Genomic DNA, 13,461 nt, shown 5'->3' on the forward strand with positions numbered 1-13,461 from the left:
AGATGACCGATCTCACCGAAATCATAATCAATCTCTTCAAAGCCAACTCAATCCTTCTCTCCATTATGATCCTGTCGATCACGATCTTTGGGGTCATCGTGGGCGGCATGGGACTTTTAGAAGGCTACCAGTACACCAGCGGCAATAGCCGTTTCTCGACGCGTCAGGCGACGTTTACCGGCGCGATCATGAAGCTAGCCCTCGGCAGCGCAGCGGCGATGGGCGCAGTTATTTTCTACCGCTTGGCTGGCACCTTTTCACTCGCCGAAGATGCGACCACGAGCAATGTTCTCGATTATGCGCAATCTGGCTCGATCACGGGCACGTACTGCCAGCAGTTCCAATACTCCGTAACTCTGATCTGGATGATCATCGGCACGGTGGCGCTTTTCAACGCCGCCCGTTCGGCATATCGCAAATCCAATGGCGAGATGGTGCCATGGAGCACACCGGTCTACTATCTGATCGGGGGAATTATGTGCTATTTCGTCAACGGCATCACTGCAATGATCGCGAACACTATCGGCCTTGAAGTCGGACTCGACAACATGTGCAAGGCTTTCGGTATGGCCGGGGCTTAATCGTCTGTTGCGAGGACCGCAAGCAAGGCTGCGGTCCTCGCGTCGATCCGCCACTAGAGAGCTGGCGGATTCCCATCTTCATCCACCCCTGCCCTTTCCAGAACCCATTCAAGCGTCTCGTCGTAGGGCATGCGCAATGTCTTGGAAAGCTCCACGAACCGGTTGTGGGTTGCCAGACGCACCCGCATGTTCAGAGGCTGAACGATCCCTTTGCTTTTGCGCTTGCTGGCGATCTTGAGCGGCTGCTGTCGGATCGTACCTTCCTGCGTTTCTACAATTCGCTCGACTTCCTTGGCGGTCGGCAGATCGTCGCTTACAGGGGTCGGCTTCATGCTGGCAGCAAGGCTAAGCTTGTTTCTCACATCGGCCGGGTTTGGATCGATATGACGGTTCCCAAATCCGAGAGGTTTGCTGCTCATGCGGCTTTCTCCTGCTTGTTGATGATGTATTCGACCAGCTCGGCCGCGAGAAGGTCGGCATTTGTTATCGCCTTATCGACACCGTTGTACTCGTCGCGATTTAGCTCTGCGAGTGGAACGCCTTCCAGCATCATGGCCTTGTAAGCAGACCGCTCGTGGAGGTGGGTTGTGAAGGAAGGCACATCGTTCCCTTGAATTTCAGCCATGATTTTGCGCTCCACGCGCGAAATCATATTCGGTACGGTCCTCGACCAGAGAATTCGCTTATCGACCGTCCGACCTAGCGTCTCTTCGTCGCTCGTAATCAATGCGAAGGAGTCTGCGGCTTTTCGTGCGTCTTCTGGACTAGGCTGCATCGGGATAATCATGAGATCGGCCCTGCTCACGACAGGGGTTCTCATATCGGACGTGAAACCCGCCATATCAACGAACACAAACGCGCTCTTGGCTGAGGCATCTTTGATAGCTTTGTGAATGCCGGTGCTCGATGTCTGCTCAATGACTTCAATGGTCGATGTCGTCGCCTGCTCACGCCAGTTAGCGATCGATCGCTGAGGGTCAGTATCGATAACCGTCACTGAGGCATTCTGTCGTGCCAACGAATCCGCCAGCACGAGCAGGGCCGTGCTTTTGGTTGATCCACCTTTCGAATTAAATGCTGCAATAACGGGCATATAAGCGCTCCTTTTGGATTGTAGCGTGAGCACGCACGCAAACTCATTCAAATGCGTTCGGTATCTTTCATATACATTATCAATCTTTAACGTTCTGTAAACAGCTTTTGCAAGCGTTCGCGTGCGGTCTCGTTCTTTCGCTTGCTGTTGCGTTCTTGCGCGTTCTTTTGCTTGCACGTGCATGAACGCATTTGCGTTTACTTGCGTTCTAATGCACGCAGCCTGATCGCGAGCGGGAACCGCGCTCCCACATTGCGCCGTAGGTGACGGGAGCGATCTATCAAGGCTGCGAAACTACCAACAGCCAGGAAAAAACAAACCCCGCATTTGCCCGTACAGAGCGAAATGCGAGGTTCAATGGGGAAACTAACGTCAGAGGGGCGAAACGCCTCCCTACGAAGCTCTGTGGCCGTTTTCAGCCTTCATCATCGTCGTGGCCTTTGCTAACGCGCCTCTTATCCCACACCCGATGTTTCAGGACGACGCCACGCCGCGTGTCTTGGACCTTCTTGGTCCAAAGCAAATATTCATCTGGCAGGCCAAACAGCCTGCGATAATCGTCGGCCGTAATCTCATAGCCGACGAGACTGCGCGTCAGGATCTGAAACTGGGAGCCATCAAGCAAGCTGGTGATGTGATCGCTGGTAGTCGCGGTATCGACATCTCTCACGGGCAGAAGGCGAGGGCGGCTGTCGAGGTCATCCAGTTCATCGATCACGGTGAGAAAATCTTTGGTGTAATCTCGGAGCTGAGTGAGCTTGACGATGTACTGAGTGAGCGTGTCGTGCGCTTTGCGCCGGGCGGCGGTATCGAAATTTTGGAGTTCATCTGCACGAGGCGGGGTATGGTCCAGCTCGGCAATCAATGACTGCTCCTGACGCATAAGCTCCGACAACTCACCGATGTACTCACGCTGCTTCTCGATGACTGCTCGTAAACGCGTTCGCAATCGCCTCTCAGTGGGACGATGGCTACCGCGCTTCTGCGTCTTCCGCGTCATTGGTACACCTCCCCACGCGGCAGAACTTCATTTCTCATTGTCGGGATAGACTCCTGTAGGTATGCCGTGACAATCAAAGCTTAGTGATTTGTCAGATTGTCACAATTAAATAAAATGGCTGGTGCCCTCGTGTACAGCGTTATCCTTTCGCATTTTATTATTTCTCTACCCCCACCTTATTATTGTTCCATTTAGGATTGTTTTTTAAATATATTTGCTAATTCTGCTTGTATGAACTCCCCAAGTGGAGCTTTTTCCTCATAAAATCGGTTCTCAGCGACCTGCCAAGCGCGGTAGCGCATAGCGAAGCAGCCCATGAAAAGCGGCATCGAAAGCAGAAAGGCCGCAAACATCATTAGGCCCGATCCGACCCAGCCGCTATAAAGCACTGCGGCTGACAAAACCGCGCAAGCAATCACAAACAGAATGGTCGCCGATCTAATAAAATAGGCTCTACGAGCCTCGGGAGCATAATGGACGACAGGCCCATTGATGTCCGCAAGCTCACGTAATGTAATCTCCAGTCCGCAATCTGGATCGGAGCATCGTCTAGCGTTGGGCCGTCCCGAAATCGGCACAAGAACGCCGCTACGGCCTTCACGCTTGCAGTCAGGACAATCAGGTCGATCAGCGCTGAAGGCCGAGACCGTCATCTTCAACGCGTTGCGGTGAGAATCTTTAATAGGGCGGGGGATCACCCTGCCGGGCCAACGCAAAAAGCCCCTCTTATCTGCAACCGGGGGCGTATCATCAGCATCGGTAGTCTGAGCCACCTTGCGGCGTCGGAAGATTTTCATTGTTAGACCAGCTCGCTACTTGTTGTGGTTCACTGAAGCTGGATGTGCGGGAACCATTCCTCGAATAACTCGACCCGATCCAACTGATCTGCCGGGACAGTAAGCCTCAACCGCTCGCCGTTGTTACCAATTACAAGCACAAGACCATCACCGGACAAGGAAAGAGAGCACCAATCGCCGTCTCCGTTAAGGAATTCCGTTGATACAGAAAGATCACCCGAATCTACTGTGAATGTATAGCCGCCCCGAGCGACTTCACCGTCTGAAGAACCCCATAGCCTAAAGAGGCTTTTTATTGCAGGGTGAGCCAGCGATTCTGCGACATCCATTGAAAATGCGAAGGGCAAGGCTTCCCATGCAGCGACGGGCAGGCTCGTTGGCTTATAAGCCATTTCTGAAACGTCAGGCATGGGTGTACGCTCCCTATTATCGCTCAAGGACAGAGTAATCGAATCGTGAACTGATATCAAGACCGCCATATTACCACGGCGTACACCGCATGATATCACGTGCTATCACCTCATATCGCCTTACATCGCTATCATGCGCGTGCTAACGGTTGGTAGCATTATATAGATGCACAGCGCGCAATGATCTGATTTAATGAAATGCGTCGTAGATTTCGACATCCCATATCTTAATCATTCGCAGGATATCACTTTCCATTGCACGGTATTGATTGTAACATTAAGCGTCCGCTCCAGATGCGGCGACATAGGTTGGGGAAGGGGAGATAATGGCTCCGCGAAGAGCATCGAAAGCTGGATCGGGCGAGGCGATAGCCGAACGCCCCATCATTGACATGCATACGTTGCGCCTTCCCCGAGAAGAGGCGGCACGAGTTGAGACTTTTAAAAAACTCCACCGGCTTCCAACAGGCGACCTTTACGTGTTCCTGATGAACATCACCGGCATCAACGAAGATGGATCAAACAGGGTCCTCGTTGACTACGCCCGTTTCGATTCAGACGATGACGTGAGGCCGACGATAGATAATTCCTCCATGCGTCTGCCACGCGACCAGTCTGACCGCATGAAAAACTTCAAGAAAAATCACCGCTTGTCTGTCGGCGAAATGCTGATCTTCATGATGGACAACGCCAAGATTGCCGCCGATGGAAACACTCGGCTGCTCATCGATTATGAAACCTTGACGCTAATTGAGAAATAATCACCTTACCGAACCGCTCATGAAGCAGATCGCGAGCGGGAACCGCGCTCCCAAATTGCGCCGTAGGTGACGGGAGCGATCCAAATCGGATCACAGCCTTACCAGATCAAATGTACTCGTATTGCAAACCGGGATCGGTGATGACACCCGGCGTGACAATTCTCCCGACAATAAACAGTCTACCAAGCGGCTTATGATCACGTTGATCATCGCGAACACGCCTCATTGTTCGCCTGAAAGACGCCCCATTCAGACGCGCCGTAAGGAACGCGCCCTGCTCGTCAACAGCAATAGAAACTTCAAGGTCCGGTTGTGGTAGATGCTTGTCACGAATAGCACAGTCATCGAACATATCGATTGAAACTGGAATACGGATCAAAACCCCCTTAGCGGGCACCGTAAGGCGGTCGGCAGGGAAGCTGGCGCGCTTAGGCGCACGATGAACAGCGCCATCGTTGGCGTTGGCTGCGCCCCGGCGATCCATGCCGCCACGCGGAAAATGATCAATCATCGAAACTTCAGCCAGGTCGCGCACATCACACCTCATTCTACTCGCTGAGAGAATATACCGGATGTTTGTCTTCATTGGGATGAACCCGGCCTTCATCCTTCAAAAATTTGATCGCAGCCCGGCATCGAGCACCCGCACTTTCACGAGAGATGCTGAAGAGGTCTTGGAACGTAGCTGTGAAAACAGACATTCTGGCCCCTTTGACCTCTCCATCACGAAGGAGGGTCAATATCAAATCAGCATCGCGCTTCATCTGTGAATTGCTGCGCCTTCCACCTGCATCGTCAGCAAGCTTGCGTGCAAAAATCTCTTTTGCCTTCTTCGCGTCGTAGCTGAGATTATCATCCCGTTCCGACCTAACGCGTTTTGTCGTCATCTAAGCCTCACAAAAATAGAGCCTAGAAGTTATCAAAGACAGCAAATAATGCAATACGAGACGGCTTGATTTATGGTTTGAACCCCGATGTCTGTGAGGGTGTTGCGCGAACTTTCGCCGTGCTCATTTCATTATTCGTAGTCTGGTTGGAAGCGCCATTATCAGAAGCTTTCGGTTGAGCAATATTCACGGACTGATTAACGGCTTTAGCAATTGAACCGGCCAACTTAGCAAGAGACCTTTTATCGACATTCTCAACGCTTACAGCGGACGGTTTAACCGGGAGACCAACACGCCCTTTCCTACGGTTTCCGTAGGATGTGTGTGCAGTTACTGCGCTACGGTGTCCCATAGCTGCCGCAACCTCACCACCTTGATAATCCAATGTATTTTTCGCGTTAGCTGCAAACTGGTGTCTGGCGTCGTAAATTCGCGTTTTCATCTCCTTGGGAGTGATCAGTTTCATCTTTCTTAGTTCTGCCTTTGCTCCACGTAGGGCGCGGCGAACATGCGTTCCAATGTCATCCCACTCAACGCCATTCAAGGCAGTAATAACCCTATCAATGGCCGAACGCTGCTCGAACGTAATCACGTCATCTAGCAGGAATAGCTCTCTTTTCTCACCATTACCGGAAACGCCCGGCCGATACTTTGCGTTCGGAACTGTCAAGACATCATCAACAAGGCTTGCATCCTTCCATTCAACCGGTCTCAAGCCTGTTGCGATACCGGCTTCAATCATATCTGCGGCAAGAAGCTGGAAGCGTCCACGATTTCCATTTCGAAGGACATGGATCAAATCCTGTTCTAACTGTGGCCCAACGCCTTTTGGCAGCTTTAGCTTCGGCTTTACGGCTGGCTTTTTCTCACGAAAAAGGCGCGTAAATCGCTCAGCTTCCTCATGACCAATCTCGCTTGTAATCCACCACTTTATCGCCGCTCTGATGAAGCGCCAACTCGCATCAGTTAGATAAGGATCATCTGCCGTGGCGACCACCACATAATTCTCGGGGGTCGGCTCCAAACCACAACGAGCCAGTTCTGCATTCCAACGGGTCGCAGCCCTTCGATATGCCTTCTCCGTTCTCAATGATGGCAAAACAACATCCCCTACGTTTACGGACCACTGATATCATCAGATGTATTGCAGCATATCCCTGCCATCAAGTGATATCACGTGCTATCAGGTGATGGCTTCCCGATGGCCTCGGCATCAAGCGAATTGGTGCTTTTCATTTCATCCTCTAGCTGGCATAAAAGGACATTGAATTTGATTTGTAGAAGGTTGTGAACATGCTTGGAAAGTCAATTGCTGTGATTGTTGTCGCCGCCACTCTCGCCGGTTGCCAGACAACATCAAATGAGCCAACTGACGCCTATGTAAAGCGGACGCTGGAGAACAACGCTACCACCATGGCTCCACGGGTCTCGGCCTCTGCTGACGTAAACACAGCGGCTGCTCCAAATTCATAAATATTAGCATGGCAGTAACCGCTCGAAATTGCGCCGTCGATATTGGTTCGGTTTGGGTCAAGGCTATGGCGACGGTTCCCGGTGGGACACGTCTGGTTCAGTTTCCAACACGTCTAGGATTGGGGACTCGCGTCTCGGGTCCTCGCGATAAGCCTCCCCAAGTTGTCACTTACGGTGATGCGGTTGTCAGGGTAGGGGACCGTTCAGATCGGACAGGCTTCGTTGAATCTGAGTTGCCGAAGGCCCTCTCGGATACTCACTCATCGGCGGTAATGATCGCCGCAGCTTATGACCGCTTGGGGATAGCTGGCTCATCAGTCCTAATGGTCGGGTCAGGTGTTGCCCCATCTAGCGATGAAGCGGCATATCTACGTTCTTCTCTTTCGAACTGCCGCTTGTCGAATGGTAGCGCGTTGTTGGTCTCAAAGTTGGGTGTAATGGGTTCGGCTGAAGCGGTGTTGGCTGATTTCTCGCTGGATCAATTTGCAGGGATTTCACCTCGTGGGGGCAAAGAGGAAAAGGGACGTTTTGCCGTTGTAGATTTTGGCTCAAAGGAGTGGCGGATCGCACTGGTTTCTGATGGAGCTGAAGGCGATGAGGTCGAGTTTCGTAAGGTCGATATCGAGACGGCCATGTTCGTTGAAAAGCGCACCTGCGAGATCATTGAGACGAGGTTGAACGTCTCGGTAAATGGGGTCGCTGAGATATTCGAAACCGGCGTTTGCTACGCCAAGCGAGGCAAGCGCGATATCACTATGCATATTGCGCAAGCTCGTCGCGAAGCGTGGCGGGAGTTTGGGCCAATTCTAATTGCTGAGATCGGTCGCCACGGTGCATCAACGATTTATGGGGCTGGCGGGAATGCAACGGTCCTGAAAGAAGCCTCATCGGGAATAAAGGACATTGATTTCAAGATTGCGAAGCAATGTGAAGTTAGTATAGTAAGGGGGCTGCTCAAAAGCGCTCGTCGTTGGGGAGAGCAGGGGTGATTTACAAATGGATGATGAGACATCAGGAGAAGCCGGGATCGTGCTCCCCCTGACGATATTGGAAGAGAAGCTATCCGCTCATCTTCTATCTCTACCGGTTGAGAAACGTGCGGCAGCGATAGCGCGGTTTGCTCGAATCGGGTTTGAGAAAAAGAGCATTGCAACTGCCAAGCGAGGCTTGGGCGATCCACCGGGGAATGTTGCCTTGGTTGATTTTCTAGGAGGCACTATCAGATGGTTCGCATGAACGGCGCTTTTGCGGCGGCAATATTGATGACAGGGGTTTCCCTAGCGCATGCGCAAGAGGACACTCTGCCGGTACGACAGAATGTGTATCCCAATCAGGTGACTGCCTATCCCGGCGGATATCAGCCCCCGGTTGCTTATCCTAATATGTATCCTATGGGTTATCCCGGTTATCCGGCAGTTGGTTATCCCGGCGTTTATCCCGGCGTTTATCCCGGTGGTTATCCCGGCGCATATCCGGGCCAGCAACAGGGCGTTATGCTGAACCAGCCGGGGATGGCTGGCCAGAGCGTCATCCGCGATCCTGCGTCCGGTCAGATGCTGCAAGCACCTACAGGAGCAGGGTCGAATGTGGTTGTCGATCCTTCAGTTTATATGCGTGGTCAAACGCCTGATAGACGTGGACCACAAGTCCCGCCCGGTTCCGGTCTCGGGGGGCAGGGTCCCGCCCGAAAAGAGATGGTCAGGAAGACTGCTCGCACTGCCGGTATCAGAGACGGTTATGCGCAGGAGGCTCAGCGGATTAACGCCTCCCTCAATAAGATGGCGGGCTGGTTGGACCGCACCTATCCTTTTCCCTCACTTATGATCAACGATCATATTGTCCCGCCAGTTGTCGTGCTCACGAACAGCCGCGTTGAAAAGAATGGTCCTCAGATTCTTGAGTTAACGCTTGGAAGGTTTGAAATCGTCACTCCTGCGCGAGTGACAGCGCAGGCTCCTTCATGGCGCACGTACCTGTTCATGCAGTCCGATCCTGAGAATGGCATCGACCTGCGTCCTCATTCTAAAGAGGACAGCACAGCTTGGCAAAGCGGGTACAAGGAAGGCCAGTCAATTGGAATTGCCGAGGCTCGGTCTTATTTTGAAGAAGCTGAACGGCGCATGCGGCGTGATTACGAGGGAATGGCCCGTTACCATGATCTGGCATCCCGAGGCGCAATTTCGATGCCTATCGCTTCTCAAAAGAGCAAGGCTCTTCAGATCAGCCGTGACGGCCGCGTAGCGCTTCGCGGAAGTAAGACGATCAAGATCGTCGTCTCGCCGACATTCCGAGGCAAGGCCGGTGTGGATGCGTTCCCTGTGGGGTCTGCTGATGTGACGATGCGCAACGTGCCGGTGCCAATCGCGAAGGGCAAATGATGGACCAGCAGTATGCGCAGGTGATTGGCCTATGGTCGGGTAAACGCGATCTGTCGCAAAGCTTTCGCATGACTGAGACTGGCGAGGATGTTATGCGCATCCTCTGCTACGCTGCGCGAAATGGCTGTCAGGATGTCATTTTCCAGACTGGCTCCCCAATCTTGATGAACAAGCTCGGCTCGCTGATCGCTCTGACCGAGTGGACATACGACACTACGGACTTCATGCGGGCTGCAAAACACATCAGCGGCTCGGGTGGTGATGTCGAGACGCGGCTTGCCGGGGCGCGGTCATTCAATAAGCGGATCGACGCTCGTGATTTCGGGGATCGCGATGAGCATGGCGAGCCTAAAGTCTACCGTTTTCGAGCGAACGTGACCGCTTGCGCTTTCGGGGCCTCGCTCGGGGGGCAAATGGTGCTGCGCTATATTCCCGAACATCCGCCCACCGTTCGAGACATCCAGCTTGAGGAAGACATTATCGCGGAATCGACGCCTGAGATGGGGTCTGTAATTTTGTCTGGCCCGACCGGATCGGGGAAGACGACAACGTTTGCAGGGCTTCTTCGGCGAGTGATGGAAGAAGAAACGCCCATTGAAGGCAACATCGTTACGCTTGAGCAGCCTATTGAGTTCACGTTTGATTCAATTCAGTCTCACCGCTGCGTAATAGCGCAATCAGAAATCCCGACGCATTTCAGCAGTTTTGAAATGGGGATTGAAGAAGCGATGCGCCGCGTGCCGCGACTGATCGTGGTTGGCGAGCAGCGCGACTATCAGACAATGGCCGCAGCCCAAGAGGCGGCGAACACGGGGCACGCGGTCTATACCACGGTTCACTCAAACACTGCGGCTTTGGCGATCCAGCGTATTGTTGGCAAATTTCCGCGTGAAATGCAGAGCCAAGCATTCGAGATGGCGGTGGCGACAACTCATATGATCGTCAGCCAGGTACTGGTGAGAGATACCAAAGGAGGTCGTGTCTGCCTGCGGGAGTGGGTGGTACTCAATGACGACGCGCGGCAGGAACTTACGAAAGTTGGTTTTCTCGGCTCTCGTGCCTTTCTCTACGACCTCATGTCGCGCGGCGGATCAGGCAAGCCGATGAAGACGACTGTCGCGGAACAGTTTAAATCCGGCAATATCTCGGAAGAGGCTGCAATACTGGCGCTCAAGCGCTACGGCTATAGCAGCTCAGAGCGGATACTTTGACAGATGCTGGATCGTCGCTCATTCCTCGTAGGGGCGTTTTCGAGCGCGTGGGCCGTGGGGGCGACAGCCTTTGCGGCCGAAGAGGGTGCGGTCGATAAGAAGGACAGGATACCGTTCGCGCCGTCGGCTGATGATGCCGAGGATCGGGCATTCACAAAAGAAGTCGAGAAGGCTGCGCCCGAAACAGATCCTCGCACTTCTGGTTTTGGGTCACTACAGCTCTACCGTGAGGCAACGGGTGAGAGCATCGCGGCTAGATACCGGTTCAACGGCGAGCTGGACCGTCGCGCGGTCGCGGAATTATCGTGGTTCTGGCGAGATGTGAAGGATGACGATAAGGCGCTCTGGATCGAGCCGTCGCTGTTCGACTTCGTGTCGTCGGTTCAGTCAACGATGGCGATGATCCATGGTTCGATGCTGCCTTTTATCCTCACAAGCGGTTATCGCACGCCCCGGCATAATGCGGCCATAGAAACTGCGGCTAGAAACTCTCTTCATATGGGTGGGCTTGCCGCTGACCTGAAAGTGCCGGGATATCCGCCTCGATCACTGGCTATCGCGGCGATGACTTTTAAAGGCGGCGGTGTAGGGGTGTATTCCCGCTTCACACATTTGGATGTCGGGCAAATCCGCTGCTGGCCCTATTCATGCAACCAGTTCATAGGAGATCGGAATGGCTGATGAAGAGCGGGTAAGTTTTTCCGGTGATGGGTGGCGCTGGACGGGCGAGCCGATCAATGGGGTTTTAGGGCTTCATGGTTCAGTGATGCTGCTTATCCCCTCGGGGATCGCGACGGGGATGGTGTGGCAGTTCACAAAGCTACCCCTCCTTTGGCCATTCGTCATTTTTTGGGTCGTCTACATCGCGCTCGCGGCCTATGCGTCCCGTAAAGGTTATACGCCTCGTGACATGATCGAGCGGCAAGTGATCATGAAACTGTTCCAAGGTAGGTACAAGGTTTGAGCGCACCAGATCAACGTACTGAGTTCACAGTCTCGCAGCTAACGCGATTCGTTGTCGAAGGTGCGTTTGCGGATGTTGTGGCTACCCGATTAGCAAAATGTCCCAACCCGTTCGATGTGCAACGTGAGCTGTATGAAGCCGTCATCGAGCGCGCGGCCTCTAAGATCGGATCGGATGCCGCTGCGCTTCTTGGTGAAGCGATGGCTGCACCCGAATTTCCAGATTTTGCATCGGGCTTGTGGCTGGAAGACGGCTTCATAATGCCGATTGTCTTGGGGCACTCAGAACATGTCGGGAAAATAATCGGGATGCTGCCGACCGAAAGACCGTTATTTTCCGTGGACTTAAAACGAGGTGGCTGGTTCGACGTGCGTTTTTCAAAAGCCACGATCTTTGCGACGGAAGAAGCGCGAAAGGCCACTGCCTTAGCTTACGGTCAGGTGGTCGCCCATTCGACACGAGAGATTTTTTCCGACAGAGATGCATTGTCAATTGGCCTCGACAATGCATGGAAACTAGCTGCTCTGTAGGGTTTCGGCGTGTCCGTCCTCGTCGGTGATTCGACAGTGTTTTTGAGTCCGGCTTGACAATCAATTTGATTGCTGTCTGTTATTTCGCAGTGAGTGCTGGCGAGTCTGTCAGACGGTGATTTAGTTGGTTGGAGAAGAGCATGGCCGAACGTGCTAAGAAATTTGCTGGTCCAAAATTGCCTGCCACCCTCGGCAACGTCGCTCTCAGTGTGAGCGAATACACCTCAAAAGACGGTGTAACGTCCGTTAAGGGCACTCAACTTCAAAATGGCGAAGAGCTGACCGTCCAACTCATGTCACCAGCGCGAGCGGCGAACATGATGAAGGGCCGCAATGATGTTGATGATCGTGAGCGGGTGCGTCTATGGGAAGATCGCTTTGCCAATCGAAGAGAGCTATCCGAGTTCGCCGATAGGACAAACGATCAAGGCGTGAAGCCGGGCGGAGTAATCTTGCTCAACAATACCCGGCTCGATTTCAGTGATCGCCAGTATTACGCGCAAGCAGCATATGGCTTTGTTAGCGATCCCGAGTTTCAGGCAGCAATGTCGGGTACGGTGTCACTCTCGAAATTTTCCGATGGCTCGATGCGGCTACAGGTTTACCAGCCAGACAAGGCGGTGTTGCTGTCACCTTCCTCAAAGGATGAGGCTCAACGCGCTGTCAAAGAGGCTTTCGACGTTCGGTCGCCGGTTGGTTCTGGCGTTATGGCTCGAACCGTGATCGTGACGATTTCAGAGAAAAATGAAGAAGGCGAGGCGCAGAGCAAGGCGTTCTACATGCGGAGCGCAAGCTTTGAGGCTGACCTCGGGAATGGCGTGCAGTTCCAATTGTCGAACGGTTTTGGTGACACGCTGAAACGTAGCCAGCTCGATAGCAACTCAGCGGCGGCAGCGGCAGCAATTGCGGCGGCGACTGGCGTTTCGGCGCAGATCGTCATCGACCGGATGTCCGAAGCCGCTCCCGAGGACAGCGCAGCGGTTCAACGGATTTATGATGTGGTGAAGTCCGGAGAGGCATCGGTTGCCCTTACACCGGGCTTTACGGTGCCAATCGTACGGAAGTCGATGGATAATCTGCTGAAGCGGCCAGAGTTGTTTCATTCGGGTTCCTTCGCCGGGGCGATAGCAATAGCCATTCGCGGTGCAGACGGCGGGGCTTTAGAGCGTCCGGCCGCGTATGCAGTTACGAGCTATTCTGCACTGCCAAAGTCCGCGCCAGAGGTCACGCCGACGCCTGCGAAGGAAGCGATTAGAGCGCATGAAAGGTTGCTGTCGGCTGGAGGAGAAAAGCCTTCCTCTTCGCTTCAAAGTCGCCCGCCCGCGCGTTTTGCCTCGCCGGGTCGCGACTTCTAGGGCCGGGGCTAAGGTATGCCT

Annotated in this window: 18 protein-coding genes; 10 read left to right on the forward strand and 8 right to left on the reverse strand. The window is 53.5% G+C overall.

Annotated elements, in window-relative coordinates:
• Positions 1 to 2 precede the first annotated feature (2 nt).
• The gene (locus G3A56_RS27455; RefSeq protein WP_130519796.1) at positions 3 to 581 is read left to right on the forward strand and encodes a hypothetical protein; all 579 of its coding nucleotides are present in this window, start codon (positions 3 to 5) and stop codon (positions 579 to 581) included.
• A 53-nt stretch (positions 582 to 634) separates the two neighbouring features.
• On the opposite strand, the gene G3A56_RS27460 is transcribed toward G3A56_RS27455, so the two are convergent.
• From G3A56_RS27460 to G3A56_RS27480, 5 genes are all read right to left on the reverse strand, one after another.
• Complete coding sequence (locus G3A56_RS27460; RefSeq protein ID WP_130519794.1) at positions 635 to 1,000, reverse strand: hypothetical protein; 366 nt, start codon at positions 998 to 1,000, stop codon at positions 635 to 637.
• On the reverse strand, positions 997 to 1,674 hold the full coding sequence (locus tag G3A56_RS27465; protein ID WP_164056987.1) for an AAA family ATPase: 678 nt from the start codon (positions 1,672 to 1,674) through the stop codon (positions 997 to 999). Before G3A56_RS27465 ends, G3A56_RS27460 begins: the two co-directional genes overlap by 4 nt.
• Positions 1,675 to 2,089: 415 nt before the next feature.
• Positions 2,090 to 2,674, reverse strand: coding sequence for a MucR family transcriptional regulator (locus tag G3A56_RS27470; protein WP_130519790.1), 585 nt, complete (start codon positions 2,672 to 2,674; stop codon positions 2,090 to 2,092).
• 191 nt (positions 2,675 to 2,865) lie between these two features.
• Positions 2,866 to 3,471 (reverse strand): hypothetical protein, encoded by a 606-nt coding sequence (locus G3A56_RS27475; RefSeq protein ID WP_130519787.1) that lies wholly within the window; start codon positions 3,469 to 3,471, stop codon positions 2,866 to 2,868.
• A gap of 29 nt (positions 3,472 to 3,500) precedes the next feature.
• Positions 3,501 to 3,881, reverse strand: a complete 381-nt coding sequence (locus tag G3A56_RS27480; RefSeq protein ID WP_130519785.1) for a hypothetical protein — start codon at positions 3,879 to 3,881, stop codon at positions 3,501 to 3,503.
• A gap of 488 nt (positions 3,882 to 4,369) precedes the next feature.
• Between G3A56_RS27480 and G3A56_RS27485 the strand changes: the two genes are divergently transcribed.
• Positions 4,370 to 4,642 (forward strand): hypothetical protein, encoded by a 273-nt coding sequence (locus G3A56_RS27485; protein ID WP_164056988.1) that lies wholly within the window; start codon positions 4,370 to 4,372, stop codon positions 4,640 to 4,642.
• 106 nt (positions 4,643 to 4,748) lie between these two features.
• On the opposite strand, the gene G3A56_RS27490 is transcribed toward G3A56_RS27485, so the two are convergent.
• The 3 genes from G3A56_RS27490 to G3A56_RS27500 all read right to left on the reverse strand — a co-directional run bounded on the left by G3A56_RS27490 (position 4,749) and on the right by G3A56_RS27500 (position 6,529).
• Positions 4,749 to 5,177, reverse strand: coding sequence for a hypothetical protein (locus G3A56_RS27490; RefSeq protein ID WP_130519780.1), 429 nt, complete (start codon positions 5,175 to 5,177; stop codon positions 4,749 to 4,751).
• A 13-nt stretch (positions 5,178 to 5,190) separates the two neighbouring features.
• A complete protein-coding gene (locus tag G3A56_RS27495; protein ID WP_130519778.1) occupies positions 5,191 to 5,529 on the reverse strand; it encodes a hypothetical protein in 339 nt (112 codons plus the stop codon).
• Between the two features lie 70 nt (positions 5,530 to 5,599).
• Entirely contained in the window at positions 5,600 to 6,529 is a 930-nt protein-coding gene (locus G3A56_RS27500) for a site-specific integrase (RefSeq protein ID WP_130519776.1), read from the reverse strand.
• A gap of 745 nt (positions 6,530 to 7,274) precedes the next feature.
• Between G3A56_RS27500 and G3A56_RS27505 the strand changes: the two genes are divergently transcribed.
• The 8 genes from G3A56_RS27505 (at position 7,275) to G3A56_RS27540 (ending at position 13,440) form a co-directional block, all read left to right on the forward strand.
• Positions 7,275 to 7,991: a hypothetical protein gene (locus G3A56_RS27505; RefSeq protein ID WP_210255087.1), complete on the forward strand. Its 717-nt coding sequence runs from the start codon at positions 7,275 to 7,277 to the stop codon at positions 7,989 to 7,991.
• A 7-nt stretch (positions 7,992 to 7,998) separates the two neighbouring features.
• Positions 7,999 to 8,238: a hypothetical protein gene (locus tag G3A56_RS27510; RefSeq protein WP_130519772.1), complete on the forward strand. Its 240-nt coding sequence runs from the start codon at positions 7,999 to 8,001 to the stop codon at positions 8,236 to 8,238.
• Entirely contained in the window at positions 8,226 to 9,380 is a 1,155-nt protein-coding gene (locus G3A56_RS27515) for a type IV secretory system conjugative DNA transfer family protein (RefSeq protein ID WP_130519770.1), read from the forward strand. Before G3A56_RS27510 ends, G3A56_RS27515 begins: the two co-directional genes overlap by 13 nt.
• Positions 9,377 to 10,591: a type IV pilus twitching motility protein PilT gene (locus tag G3A56_RS27520; RefSeq protein WP_130519768.1), complete on the forward strand. Its 1,215-nt coding sequence runs from the start codon at positions 9,377 to 9,379 to the stop codon at positions 10,589 to 10,591. The genes G3A56_RS27515 and G3A56_RS27520 overlap by 4 nt, the downstream gene beginning before the upstream one ends.
• A gap of 3 nt (positions 10,592 to 10,594) precedes the next feature.
• Positions 10,595 to 11,272 carry a YcbK family protein gene (locus G3A56_RS27525; RefSeq protein ID WP_130519766.1) on the forward strand — a complete coding sequence of 226 codons (678 nt, stop codon included), beginning with the start codon at positions 10,595 to 10,597 and terminating at the stop codon, positions 11,270 to 11,272.
• Positions 11,265 to 11,555: a hypothetical protein gene (locus G3A56_RS27530; protein ID WP_130519764.1), complete on the forward strand. Its 291-nt coding sequence runs from the start codon at positions 11,265 to 11,267 to the stop codon at positions 11,553 to 11,555. Before G3A56_RS27525 ends, G3A56_RS27530 begins: the two co-directional genes overlap by 8 nt.
• Positions 11,552 to 12,085 carry a hypothetical protein gene (locus tag G3A56_RS27535; protein WP_130519762.1) on the forward strand — a complete coding sequence of 178 codons (534 nt, stop codon included), beginning with the start codon at positions 11,552 to 11,554 and terminating at the stop codon, positions 12,083 to 12,085. Before G3A56_RS27530 ends, G3A56_RS27535 begins: the two co-directional genes overlap by 4 nt.
• A gap of 140 nt (positions 12,086 to 12,225) precedes the next feature.
• Positions 12,226 to 13,440 carry a hypothetical protein gene (locus G3A56_RS27540; protein ID WP_130519760.1) on the forward strand — a complete coding sequence of 405 codons (1,215 nt, stop codon included), beginning with the start codon at positions 12,226 to 12,228 and terminating at the stop codon, positions 13,438 to 13,440.
• Positions 13,441 to 13,461: the final 21 nt, after the last annotated feature.

The sequence above is a fragment of the Rhizobium oryzihabitans genome, from assembly GCF_010669145.1.
Taxonomy (GTDB): Bacteria; Pseudomonadota; Alphaproteobacteria; order Rhizobiales; family Rhizobiaceae; genus Agrobacterium; species Agrobacterium oryzihabitans.

Excerpts from the sequence above, each read along its gene's own strand:
- G3A56_RS27495 (WP_130519778.1), bottom strand. The coding sequence starts at position 5,529 with ATGACGACAAAACGCGTTAGGTCGGAACGGGATGATAATCTCAGCTAC.
- G3A56_RS27470 (WP_130519790.1), bottom strand. The coding sequence starts at position 2,674 with ATGACGCGGAAGACGCAGAAGCGCGGTAGCCATCGTCCCACTGAGAGG.
- G3A56_RS27525 (WP_130519766.1), top strand. The coding sequence starts at position 10,595 with ATGCTGGATCGTCGCTCATTCCTCGTAGGGGCGTTTTCGAGCGCGTGG.
- G3A56_RS27480 (WP_130519785.1), bottom strand. The coding sequence starts at position 3,881 with ATGCCTGACGTTTCAGAAATGGCTTATAAGCCAACGAGCCTGCCCGTC.
- G3A56_RS27505 (WP_210255087.1), top strand. The coding sequence starts at position 7,275 with ATGATCGCCGCAGCTTATGACCGCTTGGGGATAGCTGGCTCATCAGTC.
- G3A56_RS27475 (WP_130519787.1), bottom strand. The coding sequence starts at position 3,471 with ATGAAAATCTTCCGACGCCGCAAGGTGGCTCAGACTACCGATGCTGAT.
- G3A56_RS27460 (WP_130519794.1), bottom strand. The coding sequence starts at position 1,000 with ATGAGCAGCAAACCTCTCGGATTTGGGAACCGTCATATCGATCCAAAC.
- G3A56_RS27515 (WP_130519770.1), top strand. The coding sequence starts at position 8,226 with ATGGTTCGCATGAACGGCGCTTTTGCGGCGGCAATATTGATGACAGGG.
- G3A56_RS27455 (WP_130519796.1), top strand. The coding sequence starts at position 3 with ATGACCGATCTCACCGAAATCATAATCAATCTCTTCAAAGCCAACTCA.
- G3A56_RS27485 (WP_164056988.1), top strand. The coding sequence starts at position 4,370 with ATGAACATCACCGGCATCAACGAAGATGGATCAAACAGGGTCCTCGTT.
- G3A56_RS27520 (WP_130519768.1), top strand. The coding sequence starts at position 9,377 with ATGATGGACCAGCAGTATGCGCAGGTGATTGGCCTATGGTCGGGTAAA.
- G3A56_RS27510 (WP_130519772.1), top strand. The coding sequence starts at position 7,999 with ATGGATGATGAGACATCAGGAGAAGCCGGGATCGTGCTCCCCCTGACG.
- G3A56_RS27540 (WP_130519760.1), top strand. The coding sequence starts at position 12,226 with ATGGCCGAACGTGCTAAGAAATTTGCTGGTCCAAAATTGCCTGCCACC.
- G3A56_RS27465 (WP_164056987.1), bottom strand. The coding sequence starts at position 1,674 with ATGCCCGTTATTGCAGCATTTAATTCGAAAGGTGGATCAACCAAAAGC.
- G3A56_RS27530 (WP_130519764.1), top strand. The coding sequence starts at position 11,265 with ATGGCTGATGAAGAGCGGGTAAGTTTTTCCGGTGATGGGTGGCGCTGG.